The sequence below is a fragment of the Pontimicrobium sp. MEBiC06410 genome (assembly GCF_053601615.1).
Window position 1 is genome coordinate 187,208 of sequence record NZ_JBSHNT010000161.1, and the last position, 18,076, is coordinate 205,283.

At 30.1% G+C, this 18,076-nt stretch carries 12 protein-coding genes; 2 read left to right on the forward strand and 10 right to left on the reverse strand.

Features of this window, described 5'->3' with window-relative positions; all coding sequences use genetic code 11:
• Nucleotides 1-13: 13 nt before the first annotated feature.
• The 3 genes from ACVC08_RS15415 to ACVC08_RS15425 are packed head-to-tail and all read right to left on the reverse strand — an operon-like array spanning nt 14 to nt 4,469.
• A complete protein-coding gene (locus ACVC08_RS15415; protein WP_452602701.1) occupies nt 14-2,191 on the reverse strand; it encodes a M1 family aminopeptidase in 2,178 nt (725 codons plus the stop codon).
• A gap of 58 nt (nt 2,192-2,249) precedes the next feature.
• On the reverse strand, nt 2,250-3,578 hold the full coding sequence (locus ACVC08_RS15420; protein ID WP_452602702.1) for a hypothetical protein: 1,329 nt from the start codon (nt 3,576-3,578) through the stop codon (nt 2,250-2,252).
• A 3-nt stretch (nt 3,579-3,581) separates the two neighbouring features.
• Nucleotides 3,582-4,469: an ABC transporter ATP-binding protein gene (locus ACVC08_RS15425; RefSeq protein ID WP_452599820.1), complete on the reverse strand. Its 888-nt coding sequence runs from the start codon at nt 4,467-4,469 to the stop codon at nt 3,582-3,584.
• A 317-nt stretch (nt 4,470-4,786) separates the two neighbouring features.
• On the opposite strand from ACVC08_RS15425, the gene ACVC08_RS15430 reads away from it, so the two are divergent.
• Complete coding sequence (locus ACVC08_RS15430) at nt 4,787-5,917, forward strand: sensor histidine kinase (protein ID WP_452602703.1); 1,131 nt, start codon at nt 4,787-4,789, stop codon at nt 5,915-5,917.
• On the forward strand, nt 5,910-6,614 hold the full coding sequence (locus ACVC08_RS15435) for a LytR/AlgR family response regulator transcription factor (RefSeq protein WP_452602704.1): 705 nt from the start codon (nt 5,910-5,912) through the stop codon (nt 6,612-6,614). The genes ACVC08_RS15430 and ACVC08_RS15435 overlap by 8 nt, the downstream gene beginning before the upstream one ends.
• Nucleotides 6,615-6,713: 99 nt before the next feature.
• Here the strand turns inward: ACVC08_RS15435 and ACVC08_RS15440 are convergent, their stop codons facing one another.
• The 7 genes from ACVC08_RS15440 to ACVC08_RS15470 form a co-directional block, all read right to left on the reverse strand.
• Nucleotides 6,714-7,157, reverse strand: a complete 444-nt coding sequence (locus tag ACVC08_RS15440) for a hypothetical protein (protein WP_452602705.1) — start codon at nt 7,155-7,157, stop codon at nt 6,714-6,716.
• A 21-nt stretch (nt 7,158-7,178) separates the two neighbouring features.
• Nucleotides 7,179-8,144 carry a hypothetical protein gene (locus ACVC08_RS15445; protein WP_452602706.1) on the reverse strand — a complete coding sequence of 322 codons (966 nt, stop codon included), beginning with the start codon at nt 8,142-8,144 and terminating at the stop codon, nt 7,179-7,181.
• A 446-nt stretch (nt 8,145-8,590) separates the two neighbouring features.
• Nucleotides 8,591-11,485 carry an InlB B-repeat-containing protein gene (locus ACVC08_RS15450; protein ID WP_452602707.1) on the reverse strand — a complete coding sequence of 965 codons (2,895 nt, stop codon included), beginning with the start codon at nt 11,483-11,485 and terminating at the stop codon, nt 8,591-8,593.
• Between the two features lie 281 nt (nt 11,486-11,766).
• Nucleotides 11,767-12,786: a hypothetical protein gene (locus ACVC08_RS15455; protein ID WP_452602708.1), complete on the reverse strand. Its 1,020-nt coding sequence runs from the start codon at nt 12,784-12,786 to the stop codon at nt 11,767-11,769.
• 115 nt (nt 12,787-12,901) lie between these two features.
• Nucleotides 12,902-15,868, reverse strand: a complete 2,967-nt coding sequence (locus tag ACVC08_RS15460) for a histidine kinase (protein WP_452602709.1) — start codon at nt 15,866-15,868, stop codon at nt 12,902-12,904.
• On the reverse strand, nt 15,849-16,595 hold the full coding sequence (locus ACVC08_RS15465; protein ID WP_452602710.1) for a LytR/AlgR family response regulator transcription factor: 747 nt from the start codon (nt 16,593-16,595) through the stop codon (nt 15,849-15,851). The genes ACVC08_RS15460 and ACVC08_RS15465 overlap by 20 nt, the downstream gene beginning before the upstream one ends.
• Nucleotides 16,596-16,825: 230 nt before the next feature.
• Entirely contained in the window at nt 16,826-18,055 is a 1,230-nt protein-coding gene (locus tag ACVC08_RS15470) for a MalY/PatB family protein (RefSeq protein ID WP_452602711.1), read from the reverse strand.
• Nucleotides 18,056-18,076: the final 21 nt, after the last annotated feature.

Below are 18,076 nucleotides of genomic sequence, written 5' to 3' on the forward strand. Positions count from 1 at the left end.
TGAGGCGTTTTTTTTATAAACTAGAATTATTATCCGTATAATTTTGATCAGATCTTGTTCCAAAGGGATCTATTGAAATGTATCTAGGTTTCTCTTTTACAATTAACTTAATCTTAGTTATTTCTTTATTGATGTGATTTGATTGAAAATATAAAATAGACCTATCATCTTTCACCTGAGAGGGATGCGTAGTAAAAACACCAATTTTTACAGGCTCATTAATAGCTATTTGTTTTACTTCTCCAGTATTTAAAGTCTGAAAACGCTTCGCTTTTATTGTTGCTGAAATTTCATAAGTTCCATTCTCTAATAGCTTATAAGAACTATCTTCTAAACTTAAATCGTAGGTAATAACGCGTTTAAACCAGTCCGCAATTAAAAGATGTTGCTCTTTAGGTGCTACTTTGTAAACTTCGTCTAAAAATTCAATGGTATTTGCTTCTAACTTATTAACATTACGATGTCTGTCTGTAATTGTTTTTAGTACTTCATTTAGGTTTTCTTCTCCAATTAAATCTCGTAATGCTAGCATAACAGTTAAGGCTTTACCATAGGCTATATAGTCTTCATTGTATACTTTATAAACAGGCGGTTCAATTGTAGTTGCAAATGAACGTCCTGAAAAATATCTGCTTCTGGCATTTTCAGTTAATTGATAAATGGCGCTTTTACCAAACAATTTTTCCATTACAACTGCTTCTGTATATTTTGCAAAGCCTTCAACAAATAAAGAAGCCCCTGCGACTGGTTTTGCTGTTAAAGTGTGTCCCCAATATTGATGAGCAACTTCATGAATCGTTCGCTTTGCGACCAAATTAAAGGTTTCAGGATGGCTAACATTTTTTAAATACAATCTGTCCTCAACCATACTAATCACTCCCGGATGCGCAAAGCCTCCAAATGGCCAATGTGCAGGAACTTCTACAATTCTTAAATAATCGAAATTATAGGATCCAAAATGATCTTGACAATAGTCTAAAGTTTCTTTGATGCTATTTTCAATGGTTTCAATATTAAAATCATGATTTGCATCAAAATATTGTTCAATTGAAATGCCGTTATACATCACTTTTTTTGTTTCATAATTTGCTGAAAAATAACCTACAGCTGGCATGATTTTGTCTTTAGATTTATAGTGGTAATAAAGCCTTCCGTTCTCAACCCATTGGTTTATTAAATTACCAGAACTAATTGCAGTTTGGTCACTTTTGGTTGAAATAATGGTTTCAAAATTCACTTTTTCAAATTGGATGTCTTCCATGACCATGTGTACATCTGAATTATCTTCTACTTCACGTTCTGGTAAATTCCTTTTTTTACGCTCTATATTATTTGCTATTTCTAATCCAGAACTATACCCTAAAATAGGTTCAAAATTGCTCATACGATTAATATAAGTGCCATTATTTACAATGGATATATCTGTGTCATACCCTTTTAACTCATGCTTTAAATTATACAAAAGTTTAACCGAATCGTTAGGTTGTAAAGGGGTGTTTAACTTAAACAAATACGTTTGGTAAACACTATCATGAGTAACTAGTTTTGCATTCTCTAAACGAATGTTTTCTAACGGAATCCGTTCTGTTATAAATACTTCTGCTAAAGGTTTTTCGCTTTTGTTTTTCAACATATTTGATGCTTTTACCGTATAACTTCGCTCTTTGGGGAAGATGGCTACTTCCGTTTTTATTGCTGTACGCACTAACCGTTCTAGGCTATCATATTTTTTAAAATTTCGTTCATAATTTTCACGAAAATCCAATCGTTCGCTTTTAGTTGTATAGTCATTTACAATATTTGTATTGTAAAACACTAAACTTCCAGAGCCAATAAATAATAACATAAAAAATGCAAATGCTAGTTGCTGTAATTTAGACCAATTTTGTTTTAATTGTTTCCATTTTAAAGAAAACGTAGCTACTACGCCTCTACTCCATATTTTAAAAGAAATAATGACTAACAGTACCCCTAATGCCAACCAAAACATAGCTAGATGATTAAATAAGTCAGAAAATGCATTAAACCCATCCATATTATTAGAATGTAACCTTGGCAAATAACCAATGCTCGTTAATGGATGCTCAAGACCTAACATGCTAGATTTAAAACTTAAAAGCACAACTAACCCAAAGATTCCCATGCCCAAATATTTATTTTTAACCAAGCTATTTACAAATAAAGCCATCATACAAAATACTGCTAGCTGAATTCCGTAATGATAAAAAAGCGAAGCATATAAACCGAATTCAAAATTTGAATAATCTAAAACTGATTTGAAATGCTAAACACATTAAAATACCTGTGGTTATCAATAGTATTGGCAACAATAATAAGGCGAAGAACTTTGATAAAAAGAACACCCAATTTTTGGCTGGTGTAGCATCAAGAATACTATTAAAGTTTAAGCTTCGCTCTCTCCATACGATTTCAGAACTATAGAAAACGATTAATATTAAACTAAAAATGGTTAATGGATCTACAATCAAGCTTATTAATTGATTGGTGAATGGATATATGCTTACACTATATTCGCCACCACTTACTACTGTGGCATATAATTCTGAAAAAACAATACATAGCCACATAATTAGCACCGCAATAAAAGGCAAGCTTCTAACACTATTTTTTAATTCAATTTTTAATAAGGTGAAAAAAGCCATACTTTGCCCTTTAAAATTATAGCATGCTTTTACTGTTTTATATGCTATTGGCAACTGCTGTATGTTATTTATTACGCTTGATTCTTTTTTGACTTTTTTTGTTAACTTTCTGAATGAAAACAATTTATAGGTAGCGAATAGAACCCCTATTGAAACAAGTATCCAAATAATTCTGTTTAGAAGAAATAATCCTGAAAACGACAACAACTGCGTATTTTTTTGAAAAGGAGTCCAATACTGTGTTTGCTCAAAAAATGCAGCAATACCAAAAGGATCTGCAATTGCTGCCAAAGCCATACTTTCTGGGGAAGCTGGAACAGATTGTGCCAATAATGGCGAGTTTAAAAAGATAGAACTCACAAAATATAGCATATAAATAAACACAGCACTAACATAAGTCGCTGTACTATTTTTGGTGAGTGTGCTCACAGAAAATATAAGTGTTGAACAGATAAAAATGTTAGGAATTACGATATAAAGAAACGGCTGTAAATACGTTAGCAAATTAAAATCTGCGAGGCGTTCTGAATCTAAATTTGAAAAATGCAATCCTAAAAAATACCCTAAAAGAAAAGGTGAAAAAGCAAGAACACTAAAAATAAAAGTTCCTAAAAAACGACTCCAAAAATAGTGACCTTTTTTAATGGAAGAGCTGTAAATTAAAGATTCCATATGATGCTGTTTGTCTCTAAGCATAGCACTTATAGCAAAAAACATAATGATAAAAACACTACCTAATGTGAAAAGACTGGCATGAAAATAGACTTGAAACGTAGCATTAAAGTTAATACCTGTTGGTGCATGACCTTGGCTAGCAACAAACATCCCCATTGCTAAAAATAAGATTGAAAATATAGGGAATGCGCGCTGTTTTAATTGATAAAAAACTTCGAATTGTAATAATTTTTTAAACATGGCTTACCCTTTTAAATTGTTGTGATTAAACAATGTTGCGAAATAATAATCTTCTAAATTAGGTGTGATGATGTTAAACCCAACTTCAGGTTTGTTTTCAGACAATACACGAATTTGTGTTTCTCCAGAAACTAGTTTTATAGAGATAACATCAAATGTTTTCTTGTAACTATCAATAGCTGTTTTAGGTATTATTTTTGTCCAAATTTTGCCTTCAATACTCGACACTAAATCTGTTGGGTTGCCTTGAGATATAATTTCTCCATCAGCAAGTATGGCCATTTTTGGACATAAATTTTTTACATCTTCTACAATATGTGTGGAAAGAATAACAATGACGTTCTCCCCTATTTCACTTAACAAGTTTAAAAAACGATTGCTCTCTTCTGGGTCTAAACCAGCCGTGGGTTCATCTACAATAATTAATTGCGGATTTGCTAATAAGGCTTGTGCTATGCCAAAACGTTGACGCATTCCACCAGAAAATGTATAAACAGCCTTCTTTCTGTGTTGGTACAAATTAACTTGTTGTAATAATGCAGTAACCTGTTCTTTACGTTCCTTATTATTAATAATACCCTTTAAAACGGCCAAATGATTTAATAATTTTTCAGCAGATATTTTTGGATATACACCAAACTCCTGAGGTAAATAGCCAAGATGTTTTCTAATTTCATGAGGTTGCTTAACGACATCTATAGCGTTAAACAGAATATGTCCTGAAGAGGGTTCTTGCAAAGAAGCAATGGTGCGCATTAATGATGATTTTCCTGCGCCATTAGACCCCAATAAACCAAACATACCATTAGTAATTTCTAGATTAATTCCGTTTAAAGCTTTTACACCATTGGGATAGGTCTTGGTAAGGTTATTAATTTGTAATGTATTCATAACTATTTGTTTTTAAATTGATTGATTTGTAATGTCTTTTTTATATTCCAAGTCACACATTAATGCATCTTGTTTCATTCTTATTTTAGTATGCTTTAAAGTGTGCTTTGTTTTAGATTTCATTTCATTTTAATACAAACATATAGGCATGATTTTGGGTATTAAAGTATATTTGATAAACAGGTTTATAAAGAGGTTACACGCTATGCCTACTACTATAAATTGGGTTGATATTAAAAAAGTACATGTTTATATTAAAAACAATACTGTTTGTACAATAAGTTGTGAAGACGAGATAACGTGACTATTTTTGAGGTATGATTCAGTTTTTAAAAAAATATAAAGCCTTTATTTTTGGGTTGCTCTTTATAGCCCCAATTTTCTATATTTTGGATTACTTTAGATTTATTCTACTTCCTAAAAACCAACCTATTGAAATTATTATTTATGCCCTATTTTGGGGACTTGTTATTGCTTTGCCTTTTCATCACTTTAACTACTTAAAAGAAAAAAGAACGACCGTTTATAAAATATTAGGGTTAGTTACGCTCTTTTTTATTGCGCTAATTGTAGATAGTTTAATGCGTCTTCCAGACAACCCAATAACCTTTATTTTACTAATAGGATTTTGGATTGGTTTGGCTTATGTTTTAATACCAACGTTTATTAAAAAATACTGGAAATTAATAGCTTTTATTTACAAACCATTATTGTTGTATTTTTTGTATTTAAGATTGTTTTCTGGCGATTTAGAAGCCTATTTAAAAATTAAAGAAGACTTTCCGTTTTTTATATTCTTTTTGCCAATTCCTGTGTTGTTTTTGGTTTGGATTTTTGAACAATGGAAATGGATTCAAAACTTAAAAGCTGAAAAATCTAAAACAGAATTGTCCCTATTACGAAGTCAGATAAATCCACATTTTTTCTTTAATACATTAAATAACTTATATGCTTTAACTATTAAAAACTCTAAACAAGCACCAGATGTCATCCTAAAATTATCTGATATGATGCGTTATACCATCTACGAAGGTGAAAAAGAAACTGTAAAAGTTGCTGATGAGATTGAATACCTTAACAACTATATAGAGCTTCATAAAATTCGATATAAAAAATCTGTTAATATATCATTTAAGCACGATATAAATACCGATGAATTAATAGCTCCTTTATTATTTATCATCCTATTAGAAAACGCCTTTAAACATGGTGTTGAAACGCTTTCTGAAACTGCATTTATTAATATAAATCTATATGAAGTGGACAATTTTATTGTTTTTGATATTGAAAATAATTTCGACCCTAAAGAAATTAGCTTATCAAAAGGAATTGGACTTACAAATCTAAAACGTAGATTGTCTTTAATTTACCCGAAAACGCACGAACTAAATAACTATAAAGAAGGTAATATTTATAAAACAACTTTAAAAATTTCTAAACATGCTTAAATACATAATTATTGATGATGAGCCTTTAGCCCATGAAATTATTGAAGAGTTCTGCAGTATGTTACCACATTTACAATTAGAAAAAAATTGTTATAATGCTATGGAAGCCATGCAGTTTTTAAATGAAAACACAGTAGATTTTATGTTTTTAGATATTAATATGCCTAAACTTAAAGGTCTAGATTTTTTAAAAACGCTTACAAACCCTCCAAAGGCTATTATTACAACAGCTTATAAGGAACATGCCATTGAAGGTTTCGAGTTGAATGTTGTAGATTATATTTTAAAACCTTTTAGTTTTAACCGTTTGGTGAAAGCTGTAAATAAAATAGCAGACACCTTAACTCCAAAAAGGGGTATTAATGAAGTTTCAAATTCTGAAAATACTGCAACACGATTCTTTGTAAAAGGTGATAAAAAGCAACATCAAATAGATTTAAACAACTTGTTATACATTGAGGCTTATGGCAACTACACCAAACTTTTTTTAGAGGATGAAATGATTGTAAGCCATGAAAAAATATCGCATTATGAAGAGGTGTTAAATACATCTAACTTCTTACGTGTTCATAAATCTTTTATTGTTTCCATTAGCAAAATAAAGTTTATTGAGGGTAACCGTATTTTGATACGTGAACATAAAATTCCTATTGGTCAAACGTATAAAAGTAGTATTAATAAACTATATGGTGGTTAATAACTACGCTATACACCTCCTAAGTCGTCGCATAAAAAGTGTTTAATTAACTATTGTAGTTGAAACTTTTTAATGTATTTATTCGTGAATAAAACTTTATTATAGCGTTGAAATAAAATCTACAATTTTTTGTTTGGTCATAGCATCAGCCTTCGCTTTACTTTTACTATAAAAGTTGCTATAGGTAAAATCAGTCCAGTCTTTACTGTTTTTATTTGCTGGAACCATCATTACAAAACTTTCATCATCGTAAGTAATCATATAAAGTCCTACAGCATTGTAAAAAACTGGTACCTCCATTATTTCGCTCTCTTCTTTATTGTATTTATACATTGCAGGCGAACACCGCTCACAAGCAGCTACAATTAATACCTTATCGCTTCCCCATGTAGCATATTGAAATAATTTTTCTTTAGTCATTTTACTCCCAATTCCTTTTTCTGCAGCCATTAAATAATATTTTCCGTTAATGGCTTCTGTAGGCGCTTTACTTTGAGAAAAAAGCATACAGGGTATTAGTAATACTATTAGGTATTTAAACATAATTTTAAGATTGTTTTGAAGTTAGTTGATATTTACTGTGTTACCACAACTCCAAGATGCTGTACTTCCAGCAGGTATTTTTGTTCCAGGATTACGGCTACCACTTGTGCCCACATAAATAGTACGGCTACTATTATTACGAAGCGTTACTACATCTCGTTTCTGAGCAGATTGATAATTTAATTCGTTCTGTCTTTTTCTTCGTTCTAAATCTTTATATTCTGGTGTTGCCTTAACAGAATCGTTATATCTTTTTGCTTCTGCCCATTCGTCTTTCTCGGCTTGAGCGTCTTTAGCAATTTGTCTCTTTTTAGCTGCTTTTACATTATTTTCTTTTTTTAATTCAGCAGGTGTTCTTGCATCTTGTTTCGCTTTCATAGCAACAAGATAATCGGTTATCATTTTATCTATATTCTGACTTTGTAAAGCGCTGTGCTCAGGACCAAAAAATGCACCTCCAGTTTTGGCGGCTTTTAAAGCTTTTAATTTATCTTTAAAAGAGAATTTTTTCTTCTTTTTCTTTCCGTCAGACTTTGGTTCTTCTGCTCCGTTCTTAATAAAAACTCTATCAATTTTTGTAAAAGAAACGCCATCTTTTTCAGCTCCCCAAAGCACAAAAACATAGTCATCTATCGCCACAAAGCTCCTTTTAGGAGATGGCGTAGTTAAAAGACTCTCGTACGGCTGTCCTTTACATACTACTCCTTCTGTTGTAGCATCTAATAAATACCTCGATTTTCCTTTGTGTTCACCTTCATTATCAACTATGATTTCTATTTTATAACCTTCTCCAGTAGGTAAATATTCTTTATGAAATTTAACTATCGTATATTTGTTTTTTATTACATATTTTCCATTTCTTCCTGATGCTTTAACAGAAGAGTATTCCGTATATTGATGCTCAGTAGAGATATTATCAAACAAATTGTTTTGTGAAAACGCAATTGTTGTTATTAATAAAGTAAGTGTTAGAATTATTTTTTTCATGATTAGGTTATTTTGGGTATCTATAGCAAATATCTCATACTATATCTGTTTAAAGTTAAGTGGACTTCTGAAGTACTCTTTTCAATTTCTAAAATGAAAAATCTCGTAAGCAAAAGCACTTACGAGATTTAAAACTTAATTATTGTTTAATAAAACGTCTTGTTAAAAGTTTCCTTGTTTCGTCTTCTATAATAATTAAATACATACCATTTCTTAAGGTAGTAGTAGTAATATTTTAATACCGTTTTAGAGTACACAAAATTGTATAAAAAACTCTTTAGGGTATTGATTACTCATTTATTTAATAATTTTAAATGAACGTTATGGTACAGTGTTTAAAAGATAGTCTACATATATTTCTTAATTAGTTTTCTAATATGTCTAGGCATGAAAAAAGCTCAGTCATTATAACCGAGCTTTAAACAGTACCTAATTTTGAGGTAAACTTATTTTTTAGCAAATCGTTTTACACCTATTTTACCATCTTTTGTATGCACTTTTAAGAAGTACAATCCTGAGGATAAGTTTGAAACATTAATACTAGAGATCTCACTTTCTAAAACTTTTTTTCCTACAACATTAAAAATCTCCATACTTACCAAAGTTTCTTTTAGTTCTATAAATAAAGTATTCCTTACTGGATTTGGATAAATAGAAATGTTTTCTAGTTCAAAATCATTAATACTTAGCGTACCACAATTAGTATTATAACTTGCAGTTGCATCTTTTTGCCAGTTTGCAGAAGGCGTAAAACCTGCGTCTATTTGTATACAAGTTAAATTAGCATTATTTAGAGTGCTAAAATTATTAATACCTGTATTATTACCATTTGCTATATTTAAATTGGTTAGTTGATTATTTTGAAGAAATAGTTGGGTTAATGCTGTATTTTGACTTACATCTAAGCTAGTTAACTGGTTATTAAGAGCCTGTAAAGCGATTAACATAGTATTTTGACTTATATCTAAACTAGTTAATTGATTGTTATAACAGTAAAAATATTGTAACATAGTATTTTGACTTACATCTAAACTAGTAATTTGATTATCTTGAGGATAAAGTTCTGTTAATGCTGTATTTTGACTTATATCTAAACTAGTTAATTGATTATCTGCACAACGAAGCATTGTTAATGCCGTATTTTGGGTTATATTTAAGCTCGTTAATTGATTTTCACCACAATTTAACTCTGTTATATTTGTAAAAGCCTCAATACCAGTTAAATTTGAAATGCTTTTATTATCGGCATACATTGTTCCTGTAAAAGCACTTGCTTCGCTACATTGTATTTCGGTGTCGCCATTGGTATTTATGGCGGTATTTCCTACTAAATAATTTTTAAAGTTAGTATCTGGGATGGTTACTAAACATTGTTGACTAAACGTAGCAGTTACTATTTTGTCTGCATCCATAGTAATGCTTATTGAGTTTGTAGTTCCTGTAACGTCTCCACTCCAACCATCAAATTGATAACCTGAAGCTGGTGTTGCCGTTAATGTTACTACCGTTCCATCGGCATAGGTTCCGTTAGTTGGTGTAGGGTTGGCAATTATGCTACCATTGGTTGCGTTGAGGGTTAAAGTTCTTGTTACTGGTGCTGCTCCTCCAAATTCATAAGCGCCTATATCTACTGTAGTATTAAAAATACGTTGGTTTCCTGCTAAATCTAGTGTAATTCCTGTTGGAACCCTAGCATTATTACCAGCATCAATTGCTGGAGAAGACCCTTGCAAACTGTAATTGTTTTGAGAGGCATTTAAAAATAATGGATTATTATTTGTGCCTAATTGCTGTCCTCCCTCAACAATAGTGTTTGCTACTTGTGTTGTATTACCAGAAATTAAAAATGGAGTTGTACTACCATTGCCCCAAATAATAGAGTTAAACATATAGTACTGTAGGTTTGTACCACTATTATTATTAATTCTTATAGTATTACCATTTAAACCTGTGTTATTAGAAAATGTAGAATTAATAACTTGAACGTTTATGCCATTTGAACCTGGGTTACCTCCTCCACTAGTTGTTACATAAAATACTGACGCTCCATTGGCTGATGTATTATTATTAAACAAACAGTTATTTATAATAGAATTAAGTCTTTGAGAATATCCATCAGCACCATTAAGTAGAAAGGCTGAATTTGTAGCAGAATAATTATCTCTAACTATGCACGATTCAAAATTTATTGTAGATGAAATATTTTGCTCGCCACAAGGGTAAAAACTTGAAAACACTGCAGTATCTGAAGCCGTATTTTTTTCAAATACACAGTTTACTATTTCAGCTTCAATATCACCAGAATTGTAGGGCTGAGTATATAAAGCGCCGCCTCTTCTATTATCGTATTGCGAGCTAGGTGTTATATTACAATTACTGACTATAATACCATTTGCATTTCCGCCAGAAATAGTAAATCCATCTACAATTATATTTTTAACATTACCTTTTAGTGTTATAACATGAATTGCGTTTTCTTGTCTTGTAGCTTCTGTATCTATTAAGTTAACAGTATCATCGTTATTAAAATCGCCACTTAAAGTTGTAATATTTGCTCTAAAATCACGTTGAGAAATACTGGTCTCTGTACCAACAAAACCACCATATAATTTTGCATTATCTGGTAAATTAAAGGTACGGTTTCTCCCATTGCCCCCAGTTGGAACAGTTGGTAAATAGGTGCCTTGTGCTACCCAAATTTCATTAGACGAATTTGCTAAAGCAATAGCATCGGTTAAATCTGTAAAAGCGTCTGCCCAAGAAGTTCCATTATTATTTCCTGTAGCATTTTGGTTAACATAAATTATTGGTTGTGCTGGTGTAGTGGGTGTAAAGACAATATCGTCTACCCCAAAATTAGAACTTGAACCGTTAGTTCTGGTAATCTCAATAAGGCGAACATTTGTCCAATTTAATGTAACTACACTAGCGTTTTGGCTTACGTTTGCGGTTGTTGTATTAAGTACATTTCCAGAAGCATCTAAAGATTTGAATGTCCAATTTTGATTATTACTTCCTTCAAACACCTTAATACTTTGTATGTTAAGACTACTAACTGTAGTACCTACACTTTCATTAACACCTATAGTTACAGAAGTTTCAAGTTGTTGGTTTATAACCGATAAGCCAGATGTTCCTTGACCTGCTGTGGTTAAAAGAATAGGACTCTGGTTAGGTGTACTAAAACTCGCAAAGTATTGCCCATTTATAACTTGGCTTACATATGAGTTAGGGTTTTGACTGGTTCCATTTAGTGTAGCAGTTTCCCAATCAAAGGTTTGCGCATTTGCACTAATAGTAAAAACGGCAAGCAGCATATAATAAAGTAGTTTCTTTTTCATTTTAAATAGATTATGTTTTTATAAAAACCAAAGAAACTATGCTTGTGTGAAATACTTACAAAGAACTTTATAAAGAGCCATTTGGCTTTGTAAAAGAAAAAAACATGAAGTTTAGTAAAATTAAAACCCTCAAAATTCAATTGAATTTTGAGGGTTTTATAATTTATAAAAGCGATTACCTATTTGCTATTTATAAAATAAACGCTTTATTTTTTTCTAGGACATTGTCTATTACAAAATACAGATCTATTTACTTCCTTACTTTCTACTTCAAGTAAATACTAAACACCATTAATAGCGATCGTAGATCCACATCCTGAATTTGAGCTATAGACTTTATTATTTGTAGTGCTATAATTATAGCTGCCACCAGATTTTGTTTCTGTTTGCAAGTAAGCATCTACATCACAACTCCAAGTTGCTGTACTACCACTTTCAATTTTAGTTCCTCGATTACGGCTCCCAGATTTACCTATATAAATGGTGTTTCCTGTATTATTTTGGAGTGTTACTTTATTTCTTGCTTTTGCGCTTTGATAGTTTTGCTCGTTTTGCTTTATTCTTCTCTGTAAATCTTTATACTCTGGTGTTGCTTTTATAGAGTCGTTGTAACGTTTAATCTCTGCATCTCCTGGATTACGTGCTGCTTTAATTTTAGCAATATCGTTTTTATCTTTAACGGTAAGTGTATAGGCATTTTGTTTTGCTTGCATAGCTTCTACATAATTGGTAAACTTTTCTACAAGATTTACACTTTTTAAGTATTTATGAGTTGGGCTAAGTCCTGTACTCTTAAACTTCTGTTTCATTTTCCTTAGAAGTCCGCCTTTCTTTTTTTTATTAGTGGTAGTTTTATCATTTTTAACCAGTACGTAAATCTTAGTTATATCGTTAACCGAAGGTAATCCTTCATCTGGAATTTTATCTAAAACAAAAATAATATCGTCTATAATAACATAGCCTTCTTTTGTATGGGTATGTTTCATATACATGGTATGTGGGTAACTATCCATTCTACCATAATCACTTAATTCTGTCTCACCTATTTCTCCCCAATCTTTCGATACTGGTTTTCCAACAAAACCAACAGGAATTCCTGTACCTATACGTTGTATGCTTATGTTAACTTTTGGTAGCGATCTTGCAAATTTACAGGTACCACCTCCATTTGGAGAGATACCAGCAAAACCCTCGTAAATTGCATTTTCTCCATTAGCTTCAAGGGCTTCAAAGAATGATTTTTGTGCTTGTAATGTAATTGCACATAAGATGCAAATATTTAATAAAAGTACTTTTTTCATTATATATTTTTTTAAGTTTCTAACAATATTAACGTATAACACTTGTTTTAAGAGAAACTAGTTAATGAATAGCACTTTGAGTTTGTAAAAAGATTAATAATACAATTTCATCTAATCAAAATAACGTTTTAAATGGCATTGAAACAATTACCTTAGTACCTATAGCCATTCCTTCTTTATATAAGTCTTCAATATGATACCCTATATTACCATCATATTGTTTTTTAAAGGCTTCTAAACGCTTTTTTATTGAATTTAAAGCAAACGATTCGTGTTGGTTACCTTGGCGCTTGTTTATTCCTTTACTTTTTTCTCTTCCTACACCATTGTCTGTAATAACGCATTGCAATACATTATTAGTAAAATTAAATGTTACAGAGAGTTCTTTTTTTCCTGCTTTATGCATTAATCCGTGAATTAAAGCATTCTCAATAAAAGGTTGAATTAGTAATGAGGGGATTTCTAAGGCTTCATTGGGGTTAGAAGATATTTGGTAATTAAAATCGTCTCCAAAGCGTAGTTTTTCTAATTGTAAATAGATATTTAAAAACTCGATTTCTTTCTCTAATGGAATAAAATCTTGACTAGAATAATTAAGTGTATTTCTTATTAATTCAGCAAATAATACAATATAATCGTATGATGTGTCTGTGTCTTGTTTTAAAACTAAATCTTGTATTGAATTTAAGGCATTAAATATAAAGTGCGGGTTCATTTGCGAGCGCAAGGCTGTTAAATTCTGAGAAATTAATTCTTTTTCTAAGTTTATTTTTTCTAATTGTGCAAGGCGTTCTTTTTCTTTATTTCTTATTTTTTGTTTATAGTATAGGGTGACGCTTCCAAAAACAAATAATGAGACGCCTAAAATAAACCACCAAGTTTTCCAAAACGCTTCTTTTATTGTAAATTCTAACTCTTTTATGGCATATTCTTTTTGGCTACCGTCTATATATGGTTGTACCTGAAATGTATATTTTCCTGAAGGTAAACTATTATATTTTACGGTACTTATTCCTGTTTCTGTAGTGGTCCAATTATTATTTAATTCTTGTAATCGGTATTTGTATTTTCCGTTTTGATTAAATGAAAAACCTTTAACATTAAACCCGATTTTTATAGTATTTTGAGTATGATTTAAAACATATCCTAATTTTACCAACGTATCTTTCTCATTAATTTGAAAAATGTTAAAATAAACATCTGGATTATATGTTTTAAAGCTTTTTTTCTTGTCTAAAGAAAATAATCCAACATTAGAAGAGAAAAATACTTTATCGTTAACGAATTCTATACCAGAGATATCATAAGAAGGAATACCTTCTTTTTTTGTTAATTTTTTAAATTGTAGACTAGCACTATTAAACTTTTGAATGCTATTATCTGTTGCAATCCATAATTCATTTTCATCTGCTTTAATTTTTTGAATGCTATTTGATGTTAATCCATTTTTAGTAGTGTAATGTTTAATTACGGAATTATTTTTTATTTTGAAAATACCATTTTTAAAAGTACCAACCCAAATAACACCATTTGCTGTTTTTGTTATAGATTTACCGTAAATAGTTTTGTTTTTATATTGAATTCGTTTAGCGTTCCAAACGCTGTCATAAACCATTAAGCCATCCACATAAGAAATATAAACTTCTCTAGTTTTCTTATCATAATAAGAAGTATAGGTTCTTTTTTCGTCAGAAATAAATTTAAATATTTCTTTGTTTTCTTTGATAGCAAATTCATTGATAGATTTAGCTTGAATATGATTTGTGTATAATAAATCACCTTTACCTAAGTTTAAAAAGCTTTTTACATTGTTAAACATTCTAGTTTTTAGGCGTTTAAGGGTTTTGTAGTTTATTATATAAGAAGATTGATCTTTACTTACAATAATATTTCCACTTGGATGGTATATAAGATTAGAAACTCTATCCTTAGTAGGTAAGTTTATAATTTTTGGTAGATGATTATGAGTGTTATAAAAACCTATATTACCATTTTTGAGTCCAAATAATAGGATACTATCATTTATTTTATCTAAACTACTAATGTTTTTATTTATAGTTGAGATATTACCTTTTTCAATATTAATATTAGGAATAATATATATACCAGTGTTTAATGTAGTACACCAATAATTATTATCTTTATCTCTTATGATGCTAGTGACATTTTTATCTTTTAAAAAGTGCTTTTTAAAAAGAAAACGTTTCCCAATATATTCATACACCCAAACTCCGGTTCTAGTTCCAAACCAAATTTTATTATTAATTACATATGTTTCATAAATTAAGTTATTAGCAATATTTTCTAATCCTTTTACAGTCTGAAAACTTTTTTTTGAAACATCAAATTGAAAAAAAGTATTAGTACCTGCTCTATTTTGCCTAAAAAATAGAGAAGTTTCAACTTTAAATATTTGAGATTTTCCTTGAACAATTCTCCTTCCGTTTTTGTTTTTAATATCTAAGTTTATTTTTATTAATTTTTTAAGGGAGTTGTCTGGTGAGATTTTAGAGATGAAATCGTCAGAACCCAAAAAAATAGCCTTATTATGTACAAAAGGATTTCCATAACGTTTTGTAGGATCATTAATAACACTAATAACTTTAGTTTTTATGTTTATTTTATAAATCTTTATCGCAGTAAATACCCATAAATAATTAGGTTTAATAATAAAACTTGCTAATTCTCCTTTTAGTTGTTTTTTTAAATCTATAAAAAGTTTTAATTGATTGTTTTCCGTATAAAAAAACTGTCCAGAAATATTATTACACCATATATTGCCTAAGTTATCTTCCTGAATGTTAAAAGTTGATAAGCCTCTTTGCTTGGTATTGGTATAACTCTTGTATTCTTTGCCATCATAACGAAACAGTCCTTTATCTGCACATAGCCATATAAAACCTTTACTATCTTCTAGGATATCATAAAATTCTTTATCGGGTAATCCTTCTTTTTCTGAGAGGTGTATTGCTGTAGGTTTTTGTGCATGCAGTATAAAAGAAGTAAAAAAAAGTATTAGTATTAAAACTTTAGCTAGGAAGCGTATTATTTTTAATAGAAAACTATTTAAGAGCTTTTTCAAAATCTTCTATCTTGTTTCTTGATATTTTTACTTTAAGACTACCTTTTGCTAAAATTACAACTAAATCTGTTTTATTTAAAGAATCTACAAAATTTAAGTTGATAACCCATCCTCTATGAGAACGAAAAAAAGAAGATTCTTTTGAAAGGATTTCTTCAAAATATTTAAGGTTTTTACTCGTAGTAATTTTTTTATTTTCTTTTAAGTGTATAATACTATAGGCACCACTAGCTTCAAGAGCAATAATGTTTTTTAAATCAACAATATGTCTATTACCTAATTCGGGAAGCACTATTTTTTTATAGTTTTTATCTTTTATAGTTTTTAATAATGAATGGTAATCAATTAATTGCTTTTGTTGTTTTAACTTTTTTTGTAATTTTTCAAGTGAGATATTTAATTTATTTCTATCAATAGGTTTAACTAAATAATCAATAGCATTTAACTCAAACGCTTTTATAGCGTATTGATCGTATGCGGTTACAAATATAATTTCGAAGTTTATTTCATCAAAAAAACGTACAATTTCGTAACCCGCATAGTTAGGCATTTGAACATCTAAAAAAACAACATCTGGTTGAAGATCTTTTATTTTTTTTATACCCTCTTCTAAATTACTGCAAGTAGCAATAATATCTATATTTGTAGTGGCTCTGTTTAATAAACTTACCAAAACGTCTCTGGCTCTCTGTTCATCATCTATAAGTATTGTTTTTATTACAGTCATAGGTACAAATATATCCAATAGCATTGAAATTTCTTTAAAAGACCTAATGAGGAGTAATTTGGGTTTGTAAGCAAGTACAAGTTGTAGATAAAAGTAATTCTTTAAAAAAGAAGTTATTTTAAACCTGTATTATTAAATTCTTAAAAAGTAAGCAACAGAAAGCCCTGCTTGACCTCCTCTTATTATTAAATTATCATATACCTTTATTTTATCATAAAGCCATTATAAATTTAGCATGAAGCAGAACAACAATCATTATTTGTTTCCTCTTCATTAAAAGAACAATCTATACCTTCATCTATGGCGCTTTTTAATTGATGAAAGGCTTGTTGAATTTTGGATAATGGAGAAGCTACATTCATGCGCATAAATTGCGTGTGTGAACTTTCAAACCAATCTCCTGGGGTTAAAGCTAATTTTGCTTGATGTACTAACAAATGTTTTAACGCTGCATTAGATACGTTAAGTTTACTAAAATCTAACCATATTTGGTAGGTGCCTTCTGGCTTAAAAAATGTTACTTCTGGTAATTCATTCTGAATAAAATTTTCAATCCAATACATTGTTTTTTCAAGATACACTAATAAATCATCAAGCCACTCCCCTCCTTTTGTGTATGCTGCTATTGTTGCATTTGCAGAATGGATGCTTCCATGATCTAAATATAAAGAACCAATGGTGTACTTTACTTGTTTTAATGTGTCTTGATTTGGAATATATATATAACCATTAGAGATGCTCTGCATACCAAATGTTTTGGCTGGTGAGCCTAAAACCGCGATATGGTTTTCGCTACTTTCTAATGAAACAATACTATTAAATCTTGATTTTGAATACACTATATCTGAATGAATTTCATCACTAATAATAGTAACATTATACGTGTTAGCCAAATGTACTAGCTTTTGTAATTCTTCTTTTGTCCAGACACGACCTATTGGATTATGAGGATTACAAAGCAATATTGCTTTAATATTTAATGTTTTAAGCTTGCGTTCTATATCTTCAAAATCCATTTGATACTTACCATCAACGATTTTTAATTTATTATAAACGACTTTACGACCTGCAGACTCAATAACTTTAAAAAATTGATGATAAACTGGTGTTTGTACAAGTATACCATCTCCTTCTTTAGATAATTCTCTAATTAGCACCCCAATCCCTGTTAAAACTTTAGAAACTTGCACAAACGCTTTTGGATTTAATTGTAATTGATGACGCTTTAAATTCCAATCTGTAATGGCTTTAAAAACAGCTCCAGTATTAAACTCGTAAGCATAAATATTTCTAGTTACCAATTTTTGTAAAGCATCTTGAATAGGTTTTGCTATTTCAAAATCCATATCTGCTATCCACATTGGCATTACTTCTGTTGCGCCAAACATGCTTTTTAAATAGTTTGGATTATACTTTGCAAAGTTATGTTCTATGTTATGTATTGTATCAAATTGACTCATTTTCCTTTTTTATAAATTTAA

Excerpts from the sequence above, each read along its gene's own strand:
- ACVC08_RS15465 (WP_452602710.1), bottom strand. The coding sequence starts at position 16,595 with ATGACTGTAATAAAAACAATACTTATAGATGATGAACAGAGAGCCAGA.
- ACVC08_RS15435 (WP_452602704.1), top strand. The coding sequence starts at position 5,910 with ATGCTTAAATACATAATTATTGATGATGAGCCTTTAGCCCATGAAATT.
- ACVC08_RS15425 (WP_452599820.1), bottom strand. The coding sequence starts at position 4,469 with ATGAATACATTACAAATTAATAACCTTACCAAGACCTATCCCAATGGT.
- ACVC08_RS15430 (WP_452602703.1), top strand. The coding sequence starts at position 4,787 with ATGATTCAGTTTTTAAAAAAATATAAAGCCTTTATTTTTGGGTTGCTC.
- ACVC08_RS15450 (WP_452602707.1), bottom strand. The coding sequence starts at position 11,485 with ATGAAAAAGAAACTACTTTATTATATGCTGCTTGCCGTTTTTACTATT.
- ACVC08_RS15470 (WP_452602711.1), bottom strand. The coding sequence starts at position 18,055 with ATGAGTCAATTTGATACAATACATAACATAGAACATAACTTTGCAAAG.
- ACVC08_RS15420 (WP_452602702.1), bottom strand. The coding sequence starts at position 3,578 with ATGTTTAAAAAATTATTACAATTCGAAGTTTTTTATCAATTAAAACAG.
- ACVC08_RS15440 (WP_452602705.1), bottom strand. The coding sequence starts at position 7,157 with ATGTTTAAATACCTAATAGTATTACTAATACCCTGTATGCTTTTTTCT.
- ACVC08_RS15445 (WP_452602706.1), bottom strand. The coding sequence starts at position 8,144 with ATGAAAAAAATAATTCTAACACTTACTTTATTAATAACAACAATTGCG.
- ACVC08_RS15415 (WP_452602701.1), bottom strand. The coding sequence starts at position 2,191 with ATGATGGCTTTATTTGTAAATAGCTTGGTTAAAAATAAATATTTGGGC.
- ACVC08_RS15455 (WP_452602708.1), bottom strand. The coding sequence starts at position 12,786 with ATGAAAAAAGTACTTTTATTAAATATTTGCATCTTATGTGCAATTACA.